Raw genomic sequence first — 21775 nt, forward strand, 5'->3', positions numbered from 1 at the left:
GAATTAGTGAATTTTAACTTATGATTAAGTTATATAGATTTAGTATTTAAAAAATTATATATAGATGAATATGAATATTTTTTAAAAAGTTTTAATGTACAACTGAAAATAATGTATAATTCATAATAGAAAATTAAGAGAGAAATTAGCTTTAATTAAACTAATTTCTTAAACTGATTTTTTAACTAGCAACTTTATTGGCAGTTCTTTATAACAAGTGGCTGTGTTATTTTAAAAATAAATTAATTATAAATTACAGAAACAAATTAGGAGCCTCATTGACAGAGGGCTCCTATAAATTGAAAATATGACATTTTTTCTATAAGTTAAGCATAAGAATTAATTAGCAAGAAGAAGCTGCTGTTGCTGTAAGGCTTGAAGTAACGATTGAAGCAGTTTCACTTGTAACAGTAACGCCAAGTAGTGCACTTCTAGTAGCTTGAACTATATCTACAGTATAAACACAACATGCTGGGCATGCATGACATTCACAATGAGTGAAAGCAAAGGTTTCAGTAATGTTTACTGCAACTGCTAATATTGCTATTGTAAAAGTCCAGCTTCCTAGTGCTATTTTACTACCATTATCACAGGTCTTACTCAATTGGAAAGTTACTGTAAATGGAGTAGTTATTACAGGAGCTGCTAAAACAAGAAGTGCTTGATAATTAATTATACTAGTAAAATCAATTTTTACAGCTGGGCTGCATAGACAAGTAGTATCAATTGTAACACTAGCTACTGGTACAGGATTAAATTGAGTACCAGGAGTAACTGCTGGAATAGTTAATCCAGTTCCTGTACCGCAAGATAAAATTGTTGGTCCAGGTAACGGATGTCCAGGAGTACAAGCACAAGTGTTGCAACAATTTTGCTTATTACAACAAGTAAATTTTGAATTCATAAATATGCCTCCTTAATATTTTTAATAAATTTTACTTTTGTAAATTATTTTAAAATGTGTAGTATATTATATGGATTATTAGATAACTGTGTTACTTTACTATATAAATTAAGGAAAATTAATTTTTCTATCTTTTAAGAGTAGTTTAATCAATGAAGAACTTAAAGTAATGTACAATTGATAGTTCTTTATAAGAAGTGACTATGTGGCTTCAAAAATAAATCAATTCTAAATTCCTCAGTTTTATTGAGAAATTTAGAACTGTGCATTATGAATTGAATGAAGGGGAAGTAGCAATAATTCTCCATTGTCAATTTTCAATTATCCATTGTAGAAGGTTTTCTTTGAGGTGAAGTATAGTTTCGATCAACACCAATTTAATTAACTAGAATAATAGAAATAGATAATACAATTAAAGTATTAGTAAATGTATTAATTTTAGAATATATTATAAAAAACAAATTAGGAGCCTCATTGATAGAGGACTCCTATAAATTAAAAATATGACATTTTATTTACAGTTCAGTTTTAAATTAATTAGCAAGAAGAAGCTGCTATTGCTGTAAGACTAGAAGTAACGATTGAAGCAGTTTCACTTGTAACAGTAATAGTACCAGCTAGTGTACTTCTAAGAGCTTGAACTATATCTACAGTATAAACACAGCAGCCTGGGCAAGCATGGCATTCACAGAAAGTGAAAGCAAAGGTTTCAGTAATATTTACTGCAGCTGCTAATAGTGCTATTGTAAAGGTCCAGCTTCCTAGTGGTATTTTAGATCCGTCATTACAAGTCTTACTTAATTGGAAAGTTACTGTAAATGGAGTAGTTAGTAATGGACCTGCTCCTAAAGTAAGAAGTGCTTGATAATTAATTATGCTAGTAAAATCAATTTTTACAGCTGGTCTGCATAAGCAGGTAGTATCAATTGTAACACTAGCTACTGGGATAGGATTAAATGGAGTACCAGCAGTAACTGCTGGAATAGCTAAGCCACTTCCTGTACCACAAGATAAAATTGATGGACCAGGTAATGGGTGTCCTGGAGTACAGTGGCAAGTATTGCAGCAATTTATATCACAGTTCCATTTATGCTCATGGCAGCAGCATTTGTCATGGTCACATTTATCATGGCATCTGTCATCGCATTTAAAAGATTTAGATTTTGAATTCATAAATATGCCTCCTTAATATTTTAATAAATTTAAAATTTTTCACCTCTAGAGAACAGTTTAATCAATGAAGTACTCAAGATAATGCCAATTTAAAATTAAAAATTGTGGTTGAAATTAGTTTTAATCAAACTAATTTCTTTAGCTGATTTTTTTACTAGCAATACAATTACTAGTTCTTTATAAGCAGTAACTGTGTCGCTTAAAAAATAAATCAATTCTAAATTTCTTAGCTTTATCTAAGAAATATCCTCAATTGTGAATTGAATAAGGGAGGTAAGCAATACAGTTATACTAGTAAATATATTAAATATCTTTTATGCTATCATATTGCATATCAAGGAACTAGATAACAAGTAACTATATGCTAATTTTTATAGCAACTTTAATTTTAAAAGTTTGTAATTTTTATATAAATTATAGTGATAAATGCAAATCTGTAGCTATAAATTGTATAGCTCTAATTATAATATTTTAGAATGCCAATTATTTTAATGTGTATATTAATTTTGAAATATAAATAAATGGAAATCAGGAGCCTCGTTGATAGAGGACTCCTATAAATTTAAAATATGACATTTTATTTACAGTTAAGTTTAAAATTATTAGCAAGAAGAAGCTGCTATTGCTGTAAGACTAGAAGTAACGATTGAAGCAGTTTCACTTGTAACAGTAACGCCAAGTAATGCACTTCTAGTAGCTTGAACTATATCTACAGTATAAACACAACATCCTGGGCATGCATGACATTCACAATGAGTGAAAGCAAAGGTTTGAGTAATGTTTACTGCAACTGCTAATATTGCTATTGTAAAGGTCCAGCTTCCTAGTGCTATTTTACTACCATTATCACAGGTCTTACTCAATTGGAAAGTTACTGTAAATGGAGTAGTTATTACAGGAGCTGCTAAAACAAGAAGTGCTTGATAGTTGATTATACTAGAAAAATCAATTTTTACAGCTGGGCTGCATAGACAAGTAGTATCAATTGTAACACTGGCTACTGGTACAGGGTTAAATGGAGTACCAGGAGCAACTGCTGGAATAGCTAAGCCAGTTCCAGTACCACAAGATAAGATTGATGGACCAGGTAATGGATGTCCTGGAGTACAGTGGCAAGTATTGCAGCAATTTATATCACAGTTCCATTTATGCTCATGGCAGCAGCATTTGTCATGGTCGCATCTATCATGGCATTTATCATGGCATCTGTCGTCGCATCTATCGTCGCATTTACAAGGATTGCATCTGCAATGTTCGCATTTAAAAGATTTAGATTTTGAATTCATAAATAAGCCTCCCTTATACTTTTACATAATTTTATTTTTTTATAAGTTATTTGAAAATATTTTATCTAAAACTCTTCATTATATTATATGAGTCATTGGACAAGTGTGTTACTTTGCTATAGAAAACTTATTTTTAATTAATCGCAACAATCATCATAGTCGTCAGAGAATAGTGGTCTTAATTTTTGATCCGGATAGAATTTTGGTGGTGGTAATTTACAGAATATTTCACACGGATCTTCTGTTGGTTCTTCTTTGCATTGTTTAGGTACTGGACAGTAACCATAAGCAGGAATCAACAATTGAACAATAAGTTCACATTTAACTATTAAGTGGAAACCTAAAGTTATATCCAATACATCACAGCAATCACAATCTCTAGTAAATACTCCATCAAGACAGTCTGCTACTAATTCAAGTTTTATAATTTCAGGATCGAAATCTTCATCTTCATCAAGGCACATAGTGCTAGAAGTGGTTTTAGCTATTGAGTCAGGACAATAAAGTTTAGAAATAACTTCAGTTCTATTTATTTCAAATAATTCACATTGAGTAGTACCACATGTATCTAAAAAATCTGCGAAAAATGAAATCATAAAAGAAATAATAACTTTTTTATATCCTGGCTTACCGTTAATAGGAATTTTATCTACAGATAAAAGTTTAATACTAAAATCTCTACATCCTAAAAATCTTTTTGGGTCTGTTAGTGGATTACTTCTTAGTTCTTCGTCAGTACAATTTGTATCAGGACCTTCTTTAAATTTAAGACATTTTTTAATTAAACATTGGTCAAATACTTTAGGTACTTCGATACATACCAATTCAACTGGGTCAGGAAGGTATCCTTGTTTATTTACTAGCCCAGGGCGTGGTGAGAAATTATCACTAGTAATTGCCATATATTTTCCTCCTTTTTACATAGGATATTCTTACTTACATTACATTGTATGTAAATGAAATAATTGTGTGATAGTTTAAATGTGGTCATATATATATAAATAAAAAAATATAATTTTATAAAGAGGTGAAATATATGGAGAATACTAATACTTGGATTTTTTACGATAAAGAAAATAATTTATGGAAGTTTATTTTAAAAGAAAATGGGGAGCTAATTTACAATATTATGTATTCAGAAGATAGATGGACCAACGAAAGCAAAATTGATACAGGAGTATTAGAATTTAATATTGCTATAGATGAAGAGCAAAATATTCACATTATATATAGTAAAAAAGAAAAACTAAAATATTGTATTTGGAATAAAGACCAGTGGTTAGGAAAAATACTATATGGCTTTGAAACTAGTGAGAATGAAATAAGAGAACTTACTTTAGTTATGGTAGAAAATCATATAAATGCATTTTTTATACTTAAAAATAGAAATAATCCTTCGCGAGGGACCCTTATGCATTATATATGGGGAGAGGATAATGCCATAATTAACACTATTCACAATATTATGCTTATACCAAATGTAGATAATCATTATCATGCAGAGGTAGTGAGAGGAAATAATATTTCTATATTTTTTATCAATAATAAAGAGCCAGAAATAGAAGTAAAAAATTTTGTATATAAAAAACCCAATTGGAGTTTACCTAAGAAATTATATGATATAAAAGGTAGCAAAATAAATTTTTGCACTATACTTTCAAAAAATAAGACTCATATTTTAAATTTATCTAAGGAAAAGGAGATGTATTCATTAGAAGCTGTATATATAGATTTTAATGGAGAAATGAAATATGATAAACTTTTTGAAGGAAAAACAGAAATTACAGATCCTATATTAATTGAAAAAAACAATATTTTATGGGCAATATGGAGAGAAAAAAAGGATATAATTTGTTCTTCATTCGAAAATGAATGGAATGCACCATTTAGATTAGATATTGAAGAAGAAAAAGAAATTTTGTTGTACAATTGTATATTTGGATATGATGATGAAAAAATAAAGGGTAGTAAAATTCTAGGTACAAATTCTTATCCAATAAAATTTTTCTTACCTGTAGATCTTATAAATAATGATTATAAGGAAGATAATTCAAAAGATGGCGACAAATTATTAGATATGGATGAAGGAAAAAAAATTATAAGAGAAGATGTAGCCAACTTAAGTGATTTAAATAGTGAATTAGAAAGTATAATAGTTAACTTAAAAATAGAACTAAAGCAAAAAGAAAGAATTATTGGAGAATTGGAAGAAAGATTAAGTAATATAGTCTATAAAAATAAAAAGATTCAAGAGAAATGCAATATTTTTAAGCAAGTACATGAAGAGTCTCAAGATGGATTAAAAGAAAGAAAGAAGCAGTTGGATGATTTGCAAAAAAAATTAGAAGAAACAATTAATGAAAATGAAAATTTAAATCTTGAGATAGAGAAATTAAAGAAAGAAAAAGAAAAATTACAAGAAATTTCAAATAAAATGAATCTTGAGAATGAACATATAAATAAAGAACTAAAAGTAATAAATAATAAAAGAAAAGAATTAGAGAAAAATCTAGAACAGATAACTATTGAAAATAAAAGTATAAGAAAAGAGTTCCAAAGTACAATTAAAGAGAAAGAAGAACTACAAAGCGCACTAGAAACAGTAGATAAACAATTAAGTATTGTAACTAAAGAAAAAGAAGAAGTTACAATAATGTTAAGACAAGTTAATAAAGAAAAAAATAAATTGCAAATGGATCTAGAAAATGAAATGAATAAATCTATTATAAGTAAAATTTGGGGGAGGAGGGATGATACCTAGAGGTTATGTCAACAGTAGAAAGGATAAAAGAAACAATTTATTATGTGTCAAACTTAGGAAATAAGACTATAACAGCTATTGATGGAGAGAAGAATACTATAATAAAAACCATCAATCTTCCTTACAAACCTTTTAGGATATCATCACATAAAAATGGTGATATTTATGTCGGTAGTGATAAAAATCCTATTGCAATTATATGTAATTCCAATGATGAAATAAAAACATTAGATATCCCTAATAATGGCAACTTAGAAATAGATATAGTAAATGGAAGAATATATATATCAAACACTTCAGAAATATTGGTGTACGATATATTTACAGAAAGGAAAATAGCAAGAATCGTAGGATTTATGGCTATAGAGAGTTTAAAATTAGATCCACATGGAAAATGTTTAGTAATTTTAGATTCATTACGCAAAGATTTAAAGGTTTATGATACATCTAATTTTAAATTGTTAACAAGAATTAAAAATGTTGGTGTAAAGCCTAGTTATATTTTAATAAACGATGATAATAAATTCATATATGTAGCAAGTCAAGGTGGAAAGGCTAAAAATTCTGCTAGCATCTCTACAATAGATATTGAGAAAAAAGAAGTTTTTCAAATAGAATTACCAACAAATTCTTCTATAACGAGCCTAGCACTTAAAGATAATATTTTATATGCTGCTAATAGAGGACTTAACAGGGTGGAGATAATAAATATTACAACTAATACATTAAAAGGATTTATTACAACTACATTACCGGAACCACAAAGTATATTATTAACTCCAAATAAAGATAAGCTTCTTGTAACTGATAGAAATTGTGGTGGTCAGGGAGCATTAGATATAATTGATACAGGCAATAATTCCATAGTTAATACTATTCTTGTAGAAGGAATTAACAGTCAACCTTATGATATTACAATGGTTTTAAATGAATCACTTATTGAAAATGAAAATGCCATTGATTCAACTAATATAGAAGAAAAAAAAGATGAAATTGAATTGTCTCCTATAATAGTTAAAAAAATATTTTCAAGTTATAAAGAAAATATATCTTTGCCCAAAGTTATAGTGGATATTCCTAAAACTTATAAAGAACCTTTTACTTTCCAGAAAATTATAATTCATAATGGATTTATAGTAAATAAAACAGAGATAAGAGAGAAAATAGAAGATAGGCCAAATTTTTCAAAAGTTAAATTTACACTGAGAATTCCATACAATATTGAATTTAGAGATGGTAAACGTAAGAAAAAAACTATAAAAAGATTTGTGGAAAAAAATAAAGAAGTCACATTATGTATACCTAATTCTACTGAAACAAGTGAATTAGACCTGGTTGTGAAAACTCACTCTAAAACAAGAAAAGCTCCTATATTGATTAAAGATGTATTTTGTTTTTCGCTAGATGTATTCATGGAAATAAAAGTTGTAGGAGAGGTTGAAGCATTAGTTCACTTAAATAAATTATAAATTATATAATTTAGTGCGTAATGATAAATAAATTAAAATTGCAAAAAATTTATTGACTTTAGATGGTGATAAAATTTGAAAATGAAATTAAAAATACAAATTTATTTTAAATTAAAGCACTAGAACCATCATATCTAGTGCTTTATTTTAGACTATTCCTTGTATTATTAAGGTGTACAATGGTGGTACTATTAAAAGTTTATTGTAATAGTTTTATTGCTTTTTACGAATATCTTTAAATCTCATATATCCAATTTAAAAACATATTAAATTTTTCTGTATAATTTAGTGCAGGTTTTAATAAAGCATCTTAAAAAATAACTAATAAATTGTGTTAACATATTTTGTATCATATTTGTCTATGTATTTCAGTTCAGAAGCCTAGAACATATTTTTATTTAATTTATAGATTACTTATAGCCTAATATAATTTTAGTTTTAAAGTAAAAATATAATATCATAAAAAACATTTAAAATTTATTGTTTATGATATTATTATGTTTAATTTTTATGAAGTTACTTCAATGAATAATTGTATCAATTGTAAAAAAATAACATATATTAAATAGTAGTAATAACTATGGGGGAGATGAAGTGTCTAAGTTTTTTTGCAAAAAAACTAGAAAGAGAATTGGGGCAATAGTAGTAGCTGTAGGTCTGGGAATACTATTAGCAATGCTAATTCCATTTTGGGGATGGATTGTGGCAATGGGATGTGTAATTATAGGTTTAGGGTGGAAGATTATGGAGGACCGTAATTAATTTGTAGGGGGGAAATAATGAAAATATTTGCAATAAAGCTTCCGAAATTTTTATCTAAAATAATTGGTATATTTATTAGAAAAAAATAAACATAAAAAAATGCAACTCTTTGTTGAGTTGCATTTTTTAAGCTTATATAGCACGTTGAACCTTACCTGAACGTAAGCATCTAGTACATACATGAATAGTTTTAGGAGATCCTTTAACTATAGCTTTAACTCTTTTTAAATTTGGAGCCCATTTTCTTTTAGATTGGCGGTGTGAGTGGCTGAACTGAGAACCTGATACAACACCTTTATCACATATATCGCATCTTCTTGACATTATAAACACCTCCTTAAAATAACCAACACTGTTTAAATCAAACATACAATATTTTAACATAGTCATTATAAACTATGCAAGCAAAATGTAAAATAATTAACGGAAATTCTATTAATTACAAATTAAAATTGTTGAATTAATTTACTTTATAATATAGAATAATCTATATAGTGTTATTAAGGAGGAGTTATTATGAAAGCTAGCATAACAAATCAAATAGGTAACGTATATTACTCAGAAGAAGTTTTAGCAAACATTGCAGGTGTGTCAACAATGGAATGCTATGGTGTTGTTGGTATGGCTTCTAAAAATGCTACAGATGGATTATGGGAGCTTTTAAAGGGTGAAAACCTAAGCAAAGGTGTCAAAATAAATACGAAAAATGAATCCTTAACAGTAGAATTATATATAATAGTAGAATATGGAACTAAAATTTCAGTAATAGCTAATAATATAATTCAGAAGGTTAGATACAATATGGAAAACTTTACAGGACTTAAGGTTTCACAGGTTACAGTAAACGTTCAAGGTGTGAGGGTCTAGGAGGTATCGACATTGAAATACTTAAAAATAAATGGGCATGATTTTTGCAACATGATTAGAAACGCTTCTAATAAGTTAGAGGAGCAAAAGGAATATGTAAACTCACTAAATGTATTCCCTGTGCCAGATGGAGATACAGGGACAAATATGTCTATGACATTTAAAACAGCAGTAGGTGAAGTTGAAAATTTAGATAAAGAAACAGTAGATGAAATATCTCGAAAGTTAGCAAGAGGAGCACTTATGGGTGCTAGAGGTAATTCAGGTGTTATTCTTTCTCAAATATTTAGAGGCATAGCAAAAGGACTTGAAGGCAAAAGTGAGGCATCAGTAGAAGACATTAAAGAGAGTATGGTGCAAGGTGCTAATTTTGCTTATAAGGCAGTTATGAGACCGACAGAAGGAACAATACTTACAATAATAAGAGCTGCAGCTGAAGGAATAAAAACAAGTAATGCTAAAGATGTAACTAGTTTATTTGAAGAAATTTGCAAGAATTGCGAAGAGATGTTAAACAAAACACCTGAGATGTTACCACAGTTAAAACAAGCCAAAGTTGTGGATGCTGGCGGAATGGGATTATTAATCCTTTTCAAGGGTATGCATGAAGCTTTAAAAGATGACCTTAAAGTTGACCTTAACACTAAAATTTTAGAAAATAAAGTGGTAGAAATGGCAAGTCCAGAAGTTCATATTGATTCTGCAGATATTAAATTTGGATATTGTACAGAATTTATAATACTATCTGAAAGAGTTAATATTCCAGAGTTTAAAGAAGAACTTGAAAGACAGGGAGATTCTATAGTATTAGTAGGACTTGAAGATATAGTTAAAGTTCATATTCATACTAATGATCCGGGGTTTGTGCTTTCAAAAGCTGTTAAGTTTGGAGAATTGTCAAAAATCAAAATTGATAATATGAGAGAACAGCATAGAACTTTAATGGATTACGAAGAAGGTGACGCTACTCAGGCAGTTACTTCTGTAGAACCACCAAAGAAATATGGATTTGTAACTGTTGCTAGAGGAGAAGGTATTAAAAATATTTTTGAAGATTTAGGCGTTAACGTAGTAATAGAGGGCGGTCAAACTATGAATCCGAGCACACAGGACATAGTTGAAAGTATAAATAAAGTGAATGCAGAAAATGTTTTTGTACTTCCGAATAATAAAAATATAATAATGGCAGCAAATCAAGCTATAGAATTAGTAGATAAAAATGTAATAGTTATACCAACAACTACAATACCACAGGGGATTACTGCTATAACAATGTTTAATAGCGAAGTCTCACCAGAAGAAAATAGTGAAAATATGACAGAATGTAGTAAGAATGTTATATCAGGTTCAGTAACTTATGCAATTAAAGATACTGAAGATAATGGAAGAGTTATAAAAGAAGGTAATATTCTTGGACTTGTAGAAGGAAAAATTAGTAAAATAGGAACTGATATATATGATATTTGTGAAGAATTAATTTCTAGCATGATAAATGATGATAGTGAACTTATTACTATATTCTATGGAGAAGATTGTAGTGTTGAAGAGGTAAATAAACTTCTAGAAAAGCTAGAAGAAAAATATCCAGATATGGATGTTCAGTGCTTTGATGGAAAGCAACCATTATATTATTTTATTACATCTGTAGAGTAAAAAGCCTTAGGGCTTTTTTTCTATATATGGTATATTTGTAATGGGCGAAGAAGCTTTAAATTCTATATATGGAGTGAATGTTGTGAATTTATATAATGATATTAGTTATGTTAAGGGTGTAGGGCCTAAAATGGCAGAAAAACTTAATAAATGTGGAATTTATAGTGTTTTAGACTTACTTTTGTATTTTCCTAGAGATTATGAATTAATAACTGTAGGAAGTGACATTAATGGATTTAATGAAAAAGATAAGGTAATATTGGAGTGTAAAGTAGTAAGTATATTAAGAGATATAAGAACTAAGAATAATAAAGTTCTTTCTACTATAATATTTAAAGCTAATAATAAAACTTTTAAAGGTCAATGGTTTAACCAGCCTTATGCTAAAAATAGTTTTAGAGTCAATGAAAAATACATATTAAGTGGCAAAATTGAAAAATTTAATAATGAAGTTAGGATGAACAATCCTAAGATACTTAGAAATGTAACTTTAGATGATAATAAGATATTAGCTAAATATTCTCTTAAAGATAATTTAAGTAATAATTTTTTAAATAAAGCTATTACTGAGGTTTTATCTCATACAAAAATTATTGAAAATTTACCTGAAAAAATTATAGAGAATTATAATTTTATTTCCTTAGATGAGGCAATAAGACATATTCATAGTCCAAAGGATAATAATAGCTTAAAAGAAGCTAAAAGAAGGTTAAAGTTTCAAGAATTATTCACATATTCTATGAAGGTCTTATTACTTAAAGAGCTTAATAAAAACTGCAGCGGAGTACCATTTAAAATATGTGATGAGCTTACAACTCTTAAGGCAAAACTACCTTTTGAATTGACAGAAGCTCAAAGTAGGGTAGTAAGAGAAATTTTAATAGATCAAAAGAAAAATATTGTTATGAATAGATTAGTTCAAGGTGATGTAGGAAGTGGAAAAACTATAGTTGCATTGATATCATTATTCAATGTTATCAAAAATGGATATCAAGCGGCAATGATGGCTCCCACAGAGATTTTAGCAAAGCAACATTATTATGAAGCTATAAGACTTTTTGAAGGGTTTGATATAAAAATAGAACTTTTAACAGGAAGTACTACTGCTAAAAATAAAGAATTAATTAAAGAAGCTCTATCTAATGGAGAAATAGACCTTTTAATAGGAACTCACGCGCTTATTGAAGATAATGTAGTATTTAAGAAACTAGGTATGATTGTTACTGATGAGCAACATCGTTTTGGAGTGAATCAAAGAAATAAATTAGGAAGTAAGGGAGAAAATGCAGATATACTTGTAATGAGTGCTACTCCTATACCAAGGACATTAACCCTTTATCTTTATGGAGATTTAGATGTGTCTACCATAGATGTTCTTCCACCAGGAAGAAAAAAAGTAGATACCTATTATGTAGATAAAAAAGAAAGAGATAGAGTATATAACTTTGCACTAAAGGAAATTGCGGAAGGACGACAGGTTTATATAGTATGTCCATTAGTTGAGGAAAATGAAGATTTAAACCTAAGTTCTGTGGAAAGTTTATATTTAGAAATAAAGGAAAAATACTTTAAAAATATTGAAATTGAAATACTTCATGGTAAAATGCCTAATAAAGAGAAAAATTTAATAATGGAAAGTTTTAAAGAGGAAAATATTAAAGTTTTAATTTCTACTACAGTTATTGAAGTAGGAGTTAATGTACCTAATGCTACTTTGATGATAATTGAAAATGCTGAAAGATTTGGATTATCTCAACTTCATCAGCTAAGAGGACGAGTAGGAAGAGGAAGTTACAAGTCCTATTGTATATTAATAGCAGATATAAAAAGTGATACTACGAGAAGAAGAATGGAGACTATGAAAAATAGTAATGACGGATTCTTTATAGCAGAGGAAGATTTAAGGATTAGAGGAGGCGGAGAGGTCTTTGGATTTAAACAATCTGGTGAAAGTGGACTTTTACTTGCAGATTTAGCAGAAGATTTTCAGCTCTTTAAGATAGCTAATAAAGAAGCTAAAAATATAATATTTAGTAGTAAAGATGAAGATTTGAAAATTAAAGAAGAAATAAGAAAAATGCTTGAGAGAAGTTCTAAATATATTTGTTTTAATTAAATTAGTCCTGCCAAGTAAAACATAAGTTAAAAATAGAGATTTATTTTATATCAGAAAAAGTTATGGAATCTGTTCGTAGGGTGATATGAATTAGATTTAATAGCTTAGAATGAAAAAATAGATAATATTTAAAATAGTGTTAAATCTTATATAAAGACTTTACATAATGTATAATTTATACTTATAGTAAGATTATTAAAGCAAAATCTTTAATTAAAATCTAAGGAGGAAATGAATGAGAGTTATTGCTGGAAAAGCTAAAGGAAAAAAGTTATTACCACCAGAGGGGATGGGAACCAGACCAACTTTAGATAGAATAAAAGAATCAATATTTAATATAATACAAAATAGGGTTAGAGATGCAGTGTCTATTGATATATTTTCAGGCACAGGAAGCTTAGGAATAGAGGCTGCCAGTAGAGGAGCTAAACATAGCTATTTGATAGAAAAAGGAGATAGTAGTTATAATCTTTTAAAGAAGAATGTAGAAAATTTAAAATTTCAAGATATATGTACTACTTTAAAAGGGGATTGTTATCATTATCTTGAAGAGTTTGGAAAAGAGAAAAAAGTTTTTGATCTCATATTTATAGATCCACCTTATGCTAAGGAGATGATACCACCAGCAATAGAGTTGATCTCAAAATATAACCTTCTTCAAAGAGAGGGTCTTATTGTTACAAAGATAGATACAAGTGAAGTTATATACGAGGGAAATGACAAAATAATATTAATTGACAAAAGAAAGTACGGAAATACGACAGTATGTTTCTATGAGTATAAGGAGATTTAAAAATGAGAAAAGCAGTTTATCCTGGAAGCTTTGACCCTATAACTAATGGTCATTTAGATATAATAAAGAGATCATCTTACGTCTTTGATGAAGTGATAGTTGCAGTATTAATAAATCCCGATAAAAAAGGTTGGTTTGAAGTCAATGAAAGAGTGGCTCATATACAGAAGGTTATAGCGCCTTATAAAAATGTTAAAGTTAAAAGTTTTAGTGGATTATTAGTAGATTTCATGAATGCAGAAGAAGCTGATGTGATAGTTAAAGGACTTAGATCTATGTCTGACTTTGATTATGAGTTTCAAATGGCACTTATGAATAAGAAATTAGATAAAACAAAGGAAACTGTATTTATGATGACAAATTCTAAGTATTCTTATTTAAGTTCTTCTGCCACAAAGCAGGTTGCTTTATTTGGAGGATGTCTTGAAGATTTAGTTCCTGATGAAATTAAGGAAGATTTAAAGGAAAGAGCTAAAATTAAGAGGGGGGATAATAGTGGACAAAAAAGTTAACAACATCTTAGAGCTTATAGATTATCTTGAACAGACAGTAAAAACTTCTAGCAATTTACTTGGAAAGGTAAATTTAAGTAAGAAAGAAATGCTTAATATTATAAGTGAATTAAAAGCAGACTTACCAGAACAATTTTTAGAAGCAAAGGAAATTGTTGAAGCTAGAGGACAAATATTAGATAATGCTAGAAGAGAGGCAGAGGCTATAAGAGAAGATGCAAAAAGAAGAATTCAAAGAGAACTTGAAAATTCTGATGTAATAAGAGCAGCGGAACATAAGGCAAATGAAATTCTTCAAGAAGCTAATGCTGAAGCGAGAGAGATGAAGTTAGAAGCTACTAAATATGCTAAGGAATTAAAAGCTAATGTGCTAAATTATGCGGATGAAACCTTAAGCAACCTTCAGAAGGAAATAGATATTAATGGAGAAGCTATAATTATAAAAATTAACAAGGAAGTAGATACTATGCTTAGAAATATGCATAAAGAGATTACAAGTACTACTTCTATTGTTAGAGAAAATATTAAAGATTTAGGAAATATGAAATAATGCTTATAAATTACAGCTATAATTTATAAGCATTACTGAAACTTTTAATATTAAAAATGTAGTAGTTTTTATTATTCACCTTTTAAAATAATTAGGACTCTATTTTGGTTATAATTAAAGGGAATAATATAACTAATATGACTATCAAATATATTTGAGAGCTGTTTATATTATAATAGCTATTTTGTAAAAAGGTTTCTTGAGAAAAATTAAAAAATGGCAATTTACATAATAATAAGGTTATTAAGGTGCTAATAGCACCTTGGATTGTTTTATAAAATAAATATTTTTTCATAGAAACTTTAAATTTATATACTAAAGAGTAAACTTGGGAAGTTATTGAAAGTCCGCTAAAGGTAATTAAAAAGCTTAATAAAAGCAGTTTAGTATTTAAATCAATAGAAGACTTAGTTATAATGTTACAGCCATTTGTTATTTCAATCATTCCTAAAATTAGACCTTGAATGACTTCAAAGGGAATGGTTGTAAAAGTAGATATTTTTTCTAAGGTAATGTTAAATAAAACATTGCCTTTTATTATGTTTATAATTACTGAAAAGATAACTATAAATCCACCTATAGATAATGCAGTTTTAATGGCATCTTCTATGGAGTTTTTAAAAGCTACACCTATGTTTAAATTATTGCCATACACAAATACATTTTTACTACTTGTAGAATTATTATTTTTATATCTATTAGGAAGTATTAAACCCATTGCTATACAAGAAAGAAAATTTGATAACAACAATAAATATCCCATGTAAACATTCCCCAGCATTGCTGTCCCTACTGCGCCTATTATAAAAAGTGGACTTCCGTTAGAAGCAATATTTAAAAGCCTCTCGTAAGTTTTATAATCTATTAAATTTCTTTCGTATATATCACTAGAATATCTAGCACCTAAAGGGTATCCACAAAAAGCACTAACAAGTATTGCTAAGCTGCAGTTTTTTGAAAGTCCTAATGGATAAGAGATTATTTTCCCAAGTATTTTAGAGTAAATTTGAATTCCACCAAAAGAAATAATCATATTTATTAATACTAAAAATGGAAATAATGACGGGAATACAGAATTAAAAAAAAGTTTAACACCATCTACAGTAAATCCCATGCATTCTTTTGGATTAGCTATTATATAAATAATGATTAATGATGCTAAAATGGTGAGTATAGCATTGAATCCATAGTTTTTTATAAGTTTATAAAGTATAAATAATGAAATAATTAAAATAAAAACATACATAAGTTTCAATATTATGCAACTCCCTAAAGTATAATATACATATATAAAATATATTTACAAAGGGGACAACTTATGTGTTAATTTTAATAAATTATAAATTTACTATTTTATTTAAATTTTATTTAAGACAACTTAAAACAATTTAAAATTGACGATGGACAATTTTAAATTGTGGTTGAAATTAATTTTAAACAAATTAATTTCTTAAATAGATTTTTTGTTAGCAATATAATTGCTAGTTTTTTATAAGAAGTTATTATGTAACTTCAAGGGAAATTAATTCCAAATTTCTCGGCCATTACTGAGAAATATCCAAAATTGTGAATTGAATAAAATTGTAACTAGCCCATTAAAAAAATCCTGAGGTCAGTCAGGATTTTTTTAATGGGCTAGTTAAATAATCTTCATTATATCTATAATTTTTATTTAATAAGCTATACGCTCTAGAAGCTTGGAGTTCCAATTTTAGTACATCATTTAGGTTTTTAGGAAGTTTTGTGTATAAAGGGATATTGCTATTACTTTTTATAGATTTGAGTATGGATTTCCCTTTTTCATTAAAACCTAAAATTCTAGCATAGCTACAAGGTTCATTTCTAAGGAGGTTGGAGTCAAAATTATCAAAGCCTATAAAGTACTGACAAAGTATTCTACTAATACGAGTACGAGTATACCTTTTAGATTTAATTCTTTCTATTATGTTATTATAGTTATTTCCTTCATAGAGAGAATTATATATTCTATTATGTAATCCCTCAGAAACATCTGGAATTTTTTCTAAAGAATTTTTATCTAAAAAACTCTTATACCTAATATAAGGCAACATTGACTCATCAAAAGTAAAACTGTATTCCTCACTTTGAAGTTTTTGAAGATGATTAAAAACAGAAGTTGGTACATGAGCCTTTAACTTCTCTATGGGCTCTTCACTTTTTATGTATTCTCTAATAGATGTAGCACTAGAAAATACATTGTTAAGAGCCATGCTATTGTAAGAAGCACCTTCTCGTTTGATTGTGTAAGGCTTAATGGTACTGTTTAATTTTAATAAGCTTTTTATATATTCAATTCCAAGTATATTATTAGAAGAATTCAGTATTTCTTCTAAATTATCTATATTGTAATTTTCTCTCTGTAAATAAGAAAGTAAAGCTTGTGAACGAGCTGTAGGGTATAAAGCACCTTTTTTTAGATTCTCTTTTAAAATAATTTTAAAATCTTCACATTCACTTTCAAGTATTTTTGAAATTTCTATAAGAGTAGATATGTCTCCATGTTCACTTCCAAAACAAATACCATCAACTATAGATAAGCTGTTTAAAAGGCTTATAGCACCAAAAGAAAAGAATTCTGCGGAGGCAACACTATAAATAGTAGGAAGCTCAAAAACTAAGTCTGTTCCATTATCTAGTGCCATCTTTGTCTTATTATATTTGTCTACTATAGAAGGAATGCCCCTTTGATTAAAATTTCCACTCATTACTGCTATAAGTATATCACAACCTGTAAGTTCTTTAGCTTTATTTATATGATAAACATGACCGTTATGCAATGGATTGTACTCAACTATAATTCCACATACTTTCATTATGATTTTCACCTCATATTTTATAGATTAATCAAGAATAAAATTCTATGAATTAAAAATTAAGAATTATGGTTAAAACTCCACTGGTAAAGCCTTTGGAGTTTTTTAAAAATAAATTTTATTTTAAGAAATTTACCTTTAGTAAATTTTTTCCTCAATTCTTCATTCTTAATTGTTAATCCTTAATTTCTAAGGATTTAAGCTATTTTTATAGAAAATTTATTTTCCATAATATATTTTAAGCTTTTACATTGTATACCTATAGGTATACATAATAATTAAGCTTTTATTTAAAATTTTCATTATGAATTTAAAGCTTTATTAATTTAAAACTAAGTAATAAGTAATTAAAATAGAGTAAGGAAAAAATTATTGATTACTTATAAGATCAAATTTTATAAATTATTTTTATTAGCAATTAAATTATTATGCAACTTTTTATGCAATTTTTAGAAAAATTGAAATTCACAATTTAAAATAATGCACAATTAACGAGGAAATTAATTTTATAAATTAATTTCTTTAAATAATTTCTTTATTAGTAATACAATTGCTAGTTCTTATAAGAAGTTAAGTCGTAACTAAAAAAACAAATTAATTCTAAATTTCTCAGCCTATGCTGAGAAATGTCCACAATTGTGAATTGAAAAAGTTGTGAATTCATTAGTTCTAATTTTAGAACTTGTATATTTATATAATCTCATTTTTAATTTGTATTATAAAACATCTTGAAAAAAATAACTAGTCATTATGTTATTCTATTTTATATTATACTTCATTTACATAATTCTCTAATATAATGACTATCATCAAAGGCGGACTCCTTATCTGATAGAGAATATTTGCTTCATCATTGACTAATTATTTTATTTCAAACTTGTTATATTAATGCAGAAAAATTTATAAGTGGCAATTTTCAGAATTATATTATGTTAATAAAATTTTTGTTTTAGGTTGAAAATTATAGTAAAAAAGGGTTATATTAATAAGGGATGTTAGTGGTTTAAAACTGAAAGGAGATTTTGTGATGAGTTTTGTAGACAAGATTTGGAATTTAGCTCAAGCAGATATGAAAAAAATAGTTTTGCCAGAAGGCGATGAGGAAAGAAACTTAAAAGCTGCTGAGTTAATTAAAAAAAATGCTATAGCAGAAGTAGTTTTAGTTGGTGGTGAAGAGAAGGTTAAAGCCAATGCTAAAAAATTTGGAGTAAATATAGAAGGAATAGAAATCATAGATCCAGAGACTTCAGATAAAACATCAAAATATGCTGAAGCTTTTTATGAACTTAGAAAAAATAAGGGAGTAACACTAGAGAAAGCTATTGAAGTGGTAAAAGACCCAGTATATTTTGGAACAATGATGGTTAAAATGGACGATGTAGATGGATTAGTTTCAGGAGCAGTACATAGTACAGGTGATTTATTACGTCCTGGTCTTCAAATAATAAAAACAGCTCCAGGAATAAAGGTTGTATCAAGTTTCTTTGTAATGGAAGTTCCAAACTGTGAGTATGGTAAAGATGGTACTTTATTATTTGCTGATTGTGCAGTTAATCCGAACCCTAATGCGGAAGAATTAGCTTCAATAGCAATAAGTACAGCAGATAATGCTAAAGCACTATGTGGAATAGAACCTAAAATTGCAATGCTTTCATTCTCAAGTATGGGAAGTGCTAAACATGAAAATGTTGACAAAGTAAGAATAGCTACAGAGTCAGCTAGGGAGCAAAGACCAGATTTACAAATTGATGGAGAACTACAATTAGATGCTGCTATTGTGGATAAGGTTGCTAAACAAAAGGCACCAAATAGTTCTGTAGCAGGAAATGCTAATATTCTAGTATTCCCAGATTTACAAGCAGGAAACATAGGATATAAATTAGTTCAAAGATTTGCAAATGCTAAAGCTATAGGACCAGTTTGTCAAGGATTTGCAAAACCTATTAACGATTTATCAAGAGGTTGTAGCGCTGAAGATATAGTTAATGTTGTAGCTATAACTGCTATACAAGCTCAACAGTCTTGCAATAAGTAAAAGTTATATTATATACTAAAGACTGTAAGCTTTTAATAACAATTTTATTAAAAGTAATTTTGGAAGAATTACTAAATAACAAATAACAAAGGTGTCATTAAGGAGGAGTTATCAATGAAAGTACTTGTAATCAATTGCGGAAGTTCTTCATTAAAGTATCAATTAATTAACATGGAAAATGAAGATGCTATAGCACAAGGATTAGTAGAAAGAATAGGAATAGAGGGTTCAATATTAACTCAAAAGGTTCCAGGAAGAGATAAATACATAATCGAAGTTCCAATGGAAAGCCATAAAGAGGCTATAAAACACGTTATAGATAGCTTAACTGATAAAGTACATGGAGTTATATCTAACATGTCAGAAATCAATGCTGTAGGACATAGAGTTGTTCATGGTGGAGAAAAGTATGCTGAATCAGTTATCATCAATGATGAGGTTATGGCTAAATTAGAAGAGTGTGTAAAACTTGCACCACTTCATAACCCAGCAAACATAATAGGAATTAATGCATGTAAAGAATTAATGCCAAGCACATCAATGGTTGCAGTATTTGATACAGCATTCCATCAAACAATGCCAAAAGAAGCATTTATATATCCATTACCATATGAATTATATGAAAAGTATGGAATAAGAAAATATGGATTCCATGGAACATCTCATAAATTTGTATCTGCTCAAGTTGCTGAAATGATGGGTAAAGATATAAAAGATATTAAAATTATCACTTGTCACTTAGGAAATGGTGCTAGTTTATCAGCAGTTAAAAATGGTAAATCAGTAGATACAAGCATGGGCTTTACTCCACTTGAAGGAATAGCTATGGGAACTAGATGTGGAAACATTGACCCTGCTATAGTTACTTTCTTAATGAAGGAAGAAAATATGAGTGTTGATGAAGTGAATAACTTATTAAACAAAAAATCAGGAGTTCTAGGAATTTCAGGAGTAAGTAGTGACTTTAGAGATATAGAAGGAGCTGCTGATGAAGGAAATGAAAGAGCTAAACTTGCATTAGATGTTTATAACTATAGAGTAAGACAAATGATAGGTTCTTATGCTGCAGCTATGGGCGGAGTTGATGCTGTTGTATTTACAGCAGGATTAGGAGAAAATTCTCCAGTTACAAGAGAAGATATATGCAAAGGCTTAGAATTCATGGGAATTAAAATTGATTCTGAGAAAAACAATGTAAGAGGAAAAGCTGTAGACGTAAGTGCTGCTGATGCTAAAGTTAAGGTTTTCGTTGTACCAACTAACGAAGAATTAGTAATAGCAAGGGATACTCAAGATTTAACTTCTAAATAGTTTTTAAATAATAATTAGCTACTGCCTTTCCTTAATATGTTTTTAAACATACAAATAATTCTTGACTTTTAAAGTTATAATTTATATAATAGTTTATGTTTGAAAATAGTAGAAATCTTGAATAAACATAAGGAGGGGCGTAGTAGCTTTGCTCAAGCTATGTGATTAAATTCGCATTATGTATGATGAGCTATTCATATGAGAAGAATATTTTGTAATATTTTTTCGGAGCGTTAAAAATTATGAATATTGACCTTTCAGAATTAAAGAATAAGAAGCATGGAAAAAGAGAGCTTGACTTAGAGATATCTAAAGAAAGTTTTAATGACAGTGGTGAAATTATAAAGTTCACTAAGCCTATAAAATTCAGAGGAATAGTCAGATTAATTGATAATATTTATGAATTAACTGGAAATGTTGAAACTGAGGTTTTATTACCTTGTTCAAGATGTAGTGAGAGCTTTTCTTATGATGTAAATATGGACATAAACGAAAAGTTATCTGATACTATTGAAGATGAAGACGGAGAAATTATCTCAATTAAGAATGATAAAATAGATATTTACCAAATAATAGAAAACAATCTTTATATAGAGCTTCCTGTAAAAAAACTTTGCAAGGAAGGCTGTAAAGGCCTGTGCCAACACTGTGGAACGAATCTAAATCATAATTCATGTGACTGTGAAAAAGATGATCTTGATCCAAGGTTGGCAAAGTTAAAAGAATTGTTTTCAAACCCGTAAGGAGGT

At 28.4% G+C, this 21775-nt stretch carries 19 protein-coding genes; 12 read left to right on the forward strand and 7 right to left on the reverse strand.

Annotated elements, in window-relative coordinates:
- Nucleotides 1-343: 343 nt before the first annotated feature.
- The 4 genes from ACWPW7_RS10545 to ACWPW7_RS10560 all read right to left on the reverse strand — a co-directional run bounded on the left by ACWPW7_RS10545 (nucleotide 344) and on the right by ACWPW7_RS10560 (nucleotide 4265).
- Nucleotides 344-904, reverse strand: coding sequence for a DUF4489 domain-containing protein (locus ACWPW7_RS10545; protein WP_454053481.1), 561 nt, complete (start codon nucleotides 902-904; stop codon nucleotides 344-346).
- A 537-nt stretch (nucleotides 905-1441) separates the two neighbouring features.
- Nucleotides 1442-2077, reverse strand: a complete 636-nt coding sequence (locus ACWPW7_RS10550; protein WP_454053482.1) for a DUF4489 domain-containing protein — start codon at nucleotides 2075-2077, stop codon at nucleotides 1442-1444.
- Nucleotides 2078-2679: 602 nt separating this feature from the next.
- Nucleotides 2680-3363: a DUF4489 domain-containing protein gene (locus ACWPW7_RS10555; protein WP_454053483.1), complete on the reverse strand. Its 684-nt coding sequence runs from the start codon at nucleotides 3361-3363 to the stop codon at nucleotides 2680-2682.
- 137 nt (nucleotides 3364-3500) lie between these two features.
- Nucleotides 3501-4265, reverse strand: a complete 765-nt coding sequence (locus ACWPW7_RS10560; RefSeq protein ID WP_454053484.1) for a hypothetical protein — start codon at nucleotides 4263-4265, stop codon at nucleotides 3501-3503.
- Nucleotides 4266-4399: 134 nt separating this feature from the next.
- Between ACWPW7_RS10560 and ACWPW7_RS10565 the strand changes: the two genes are divergently transcribed.
- The 3 genes from ACWPW7_RS10565 (at nucleotide 4400) to ACWPW7_RS10575 (ending at nucleotide 8355) form a co-directional block, all read left to right on the forward strand.
- The gene (locus ACWPW7_RS10565) at nucleotides 4400-6124 is read left to right on the forward strand and encodes a hypothetical protein (protein WP_454053485.1); all 1725 of its coding nucleotides are present in this window, start codon (nucleotides 4400-4402) and stop codon (nucleotides 6122-6124) included.
- A gap of 5 nt (nucleotides 6125-6129) precedes the next feature.
- Nucleotides 6130-7593: a YncE family protein gene (locus ACWPW7_RS10570; protein ID WP_454053486.1), complete on the forward strand. Its 1464-nt coding sequence runs from the start codon at nucleotides 6130-6132 to the stop codon at nucleotides 7591-7593.
- A 594-nt stretch (nucleotides 7594-8187) separates the two neighbouring features.
- Nucleotides 8188-8355, forward strand: a complete 168-nt coding sequence (locus ACWPW7_RS10575; protein WP_454053487.1) for a hypothetical protein — start codon at nucleotides 8188-8190, stop codon at nucleotides 8353-8355.
- Nucleotides 8356-8487: 132 nt separating this feature from the next.
- Here ACWPW7_RS10575 and rpmB read toward each other — a convergent pair whose 3' ends face one another.
- Nucleotides 8488-8679 carry a 50S ribosomal protein L28 gene (rpmB, locus tag ACWPW7_RS10580; protein ID WP_039631798.1) on the reverse strand — a complete coding sequence of 64 codons (192 nt, stop codon included), beginning with the start codon at nucleotides 8677-8679 and terminating at the stop codon, nucleotides 8488-8490.
- A 192-nt stretch (nucleotides 8680-8871) separates the two neighbouring features.
- Here rpmB and ACWPW7_RS10585 point away from each other — a divergent pair, with 192 nt between their 5' ends.
- The 6 genes from ACWPW7_RS10585 (at nucleotide 8872) to ACWPW7_RS10610 (ending at nucleotide 14846) form a co-directional block, all read left to right on the forward strand.
- The gene (locus ACWPW7_RS10585) at nucleotides 8872-9222 is read left to right on the forward strand and encodes an Asp23/Gls24 family envelope stress response protein (protein ID WP_039631800.1); all 351 of its coding nucleotides are present in this window, start codon (nucleotides 8872-8874) and stop codon (nucleotides 9220-9222) included.
- Nucleotides 9223-9234: 12 nt separating this feature from the next.
- A complete protein-coding gene (locus ACWPW7_RS10590) occupies nucleotides 9235-10875 on the forward strand; it encodes a DAK2 domain-containing protein (RefSeq protein WP_454053488.1) in 1641 nt (546 codons plus the stop codon).
- 82 nt (nucleotides 10876-10957) lie between these two features.
- Complete coding sequence (recG, locus tag ACWPW7_RS10595; RefSeq protein ID WP_454053489.1) at nucleotides 10958-12991, forward strand: ATP-dependent DNA helicase RecG; 2034 nt, start codon at nucleotides 10958-10960, stop codon at nucleotides 12989-12991.
- A gap of 235 nt (nucleotides 12992-13226) precedes the next feature.
- Nucleotides 13227-13784 carry a 16S rRNA (guanine(966)-N(2))-methyltransferase RsmD gene (rsmD, locus tag ACWPW7_RS10600; RefSeq protein WP_454053490.1) on the forward strand — a complete coding sequence of 186 codons (558 nt, stop codon included), beginning with the start codon at nucleotides 13227-13229 and terminating at the stop codon, nucleotides 13782-13784.
- Between the two features lie 2 nt (nucleotides 13785-13786).
- Complete coding sequence (gene coaD, locus ACWPW7_RS10605; protein WP_291565117.1) at nucleotides 13787-14296, forward strand: pantetheine-phosphate adenylyltransferase; 510 nt, start codon at nucleotides 13787-13789, stop codon at nucleotides 14294-14296.
- On the forward strand, nucleotides 14280-14846 hold the full coding sequence (locus ACWPW7_RS10610) for a hypothetical protein (RefSeq protein ID WP_291565115.1): 567 nt from the start codon (nucleotides 14280-14282) through the stop codon (nucleotides 14844-14846). Before coaD ends, ACWPW7_RS10610 begins: the two co-directional genes overlap by 17 nt.
- A 91-nt stretch (nucleotides 14847-14937) precedes the next feature.
- Here ACWPW7_RS10610 and ylbJ read toward each other — a convergent pair whose 3' ends face one another.
- Nucleotides 14938-16092, reverse strand: a complete 1155-nt coding sequence (gene ylbJ / locus ACWPW7_RS10615; protein WP_454053491.1) for a sporulation integral membrane protein YlbJ — start codon at nucleotides 16090-16092, stop codon at nucleotides 14938-14940.
- A gap of 370 nt (nucleotides 16093-16462) precedes the next feature.
- On the reverse strand, nucleotides 16463-17680 hold the full coding sequence (locus ACWPW7_RS10620; RefSeq protein ID WP_454053492.1) for a nucleotidyltransferase: 1218 nt from the start codon (nucleotides 17678-17680) through the stop codon (nucleotides 16463-16465).
- Nucleotides 17681-18707: 1027 nt separating this feature from the next.
- On the opposite strand from ACWPW7_RS10620, the gene pta reads away from it, so the two are divergent.
- From pta to ACWPW7_RS10635, 3 genes are all read left to right on the forward strand, one after another.
- Nucleotides 18708-19715: a phosphate acetyltransferase gene (gene pta / locus ACWPW7_RS10625; RefSeq protein WP_454053493.1), complete on the forward strand. Its 1008-nt coding sequence runs from the start codon at nucleotides 18708-18710 to the stop codon at nucleotides 19713-19715.
- Between the two features lie 114 nt (nucleotides 19716-19829).
- The gene (locus tag ACWPW7_RS10630; RefSeq protein ID WP_454053494.1) at nucleotides 19830-21026 is read left to right on the forward strand and encodes an acetate kinase; all 1197 of its coding nucleotides are present in this window, start codon (nucleotides 19830-19832) and stop codon (nucleotides 21024-21026) included.
- 242 nt (nucleotides 21027-21268) lie between these two features.
- Nucleotides 21269-21769, forward strand: coding sequence for a YceD family protein (locus ACWPW7_RS10635; protein ID WP_291569112.1), 501 nt, complete (start codon nucleotides 21269-21271; stop codon nucleotides 21767-21769).
- The last annotated feature ends 6 nt before the right edge of the window (nucleotides 21770-21775 follow it).

The sequence above is a fragment of the Clostridium sp. Marseille-Q7071 genome (genome assembly GCF_965112025.1).

Excerpts from the sequence above, each read along its gene's own strand:
- ACWPW7_RS10545 (WP_454053481.1), bottom strand. The coding sequence starts at position 904 with ATGAATTCAAAATTTACTTGTTGTAATAAGCAAAATTGTTGCAACACT.
- ACWPW7_RS10550 (WP_454053482.1), bottom strand. The coding sequence starts at position 2,077 with ATGAATTCAAAATCTAAATCTTTTAAATGCGATGACAGATGCCATGAT.
- ACWPW7_RS10555 (WP_454053483.1), bottom strand. The coding sequence starts at position 3,363 with ATGAATTCAAAATCTAAATCTTTTAAATGCGAACATTGCAGATGCAAT.
- ACWPW7_RS10560 (WP_454053484.1), bottom strand. The coding sequence starts at position 4,265 with ATGGCAATTACTAGTGATAATTTCTCACCACGCCCTGGGCTAGTAAAT.
- ACWPW7_RS10565 (WP_454053485.1), top strand. The coding sequence starts at position 4,400 with ATGGAGAATACTAATACTTGGATTTTTTACGATAAAGAAAATAATTTA.
- ACWPW7_RS10570 (WP_454053486.1), top strand. The coding sequence starts at position 6,130 with ATGTCAACAGTAGAAAGGATAAAAGAAACAATTTATTATGTGTCAAAC.
- rpmB (WP_039631798.1), bottom strand. The coding sequence starts at position 8,679 with ATGTCAAGAAGATGCGATATATGTGATAAAGGTGTTGTATCAGGTTCT.
- ACWPW7_RS10585 (WP_039631800.1), top strand. The coding sequence starts at position 8,872 with ATGAAAGCTAGCATAACAAATCAAATAGGTAACGTATATTACTCAGAA.
- rsmD (WP_454053490.1), top strand. The coding sequence starts at position 13,227 with ATGAGAGTTATTGCTGGAAAAGCTAAAGGAAAAAAGTTATTACCACCA.
- coaD (WP_291565117.1), top strand. The coding sequence starts at position 13,787 with ATGAGAAAAGCAGTTTATCCTGGAAGCTTTGACCCTATAACTAATGGT.
- ylbJ (WP_454053491.1), bottom strand. The coding sequence starts at position 16,092 with ATGTATGTTTTTATTTTAATTATTTCATTATTTATACTTTATAAACTT.
- ACWPW7_RS10620 (WP_454053492.1), bottom strand. The coding sequence starts at position 17,680 with ATGAAAGTATGTGGAATTATAGTTGAGTACAATCCATTGCATAACGGT.
- pta (WP_454053493.1), top strand. The coding sequence starts at position 18,708 with ATGAGTTTTGTAGACAAGATTTGGAATTTAGCTCAAGCAGATATGAAA.
- ACWPW7_RS10630 (WP_454053494.1), top strand. The coding sequence starts at position 19,830 with ATGAAAGTACTTGTAATCAATTGCGGAAGTTCTTCATTAAAGTATCAA.
- ACWPW7_RS10635 (WP_291569112.1), top strand. The coding sequence starts at position 21,269 with ATGAATATTGACCTTTCAGAATTAAAGAATAAGAAGCATGGAAAAAGA.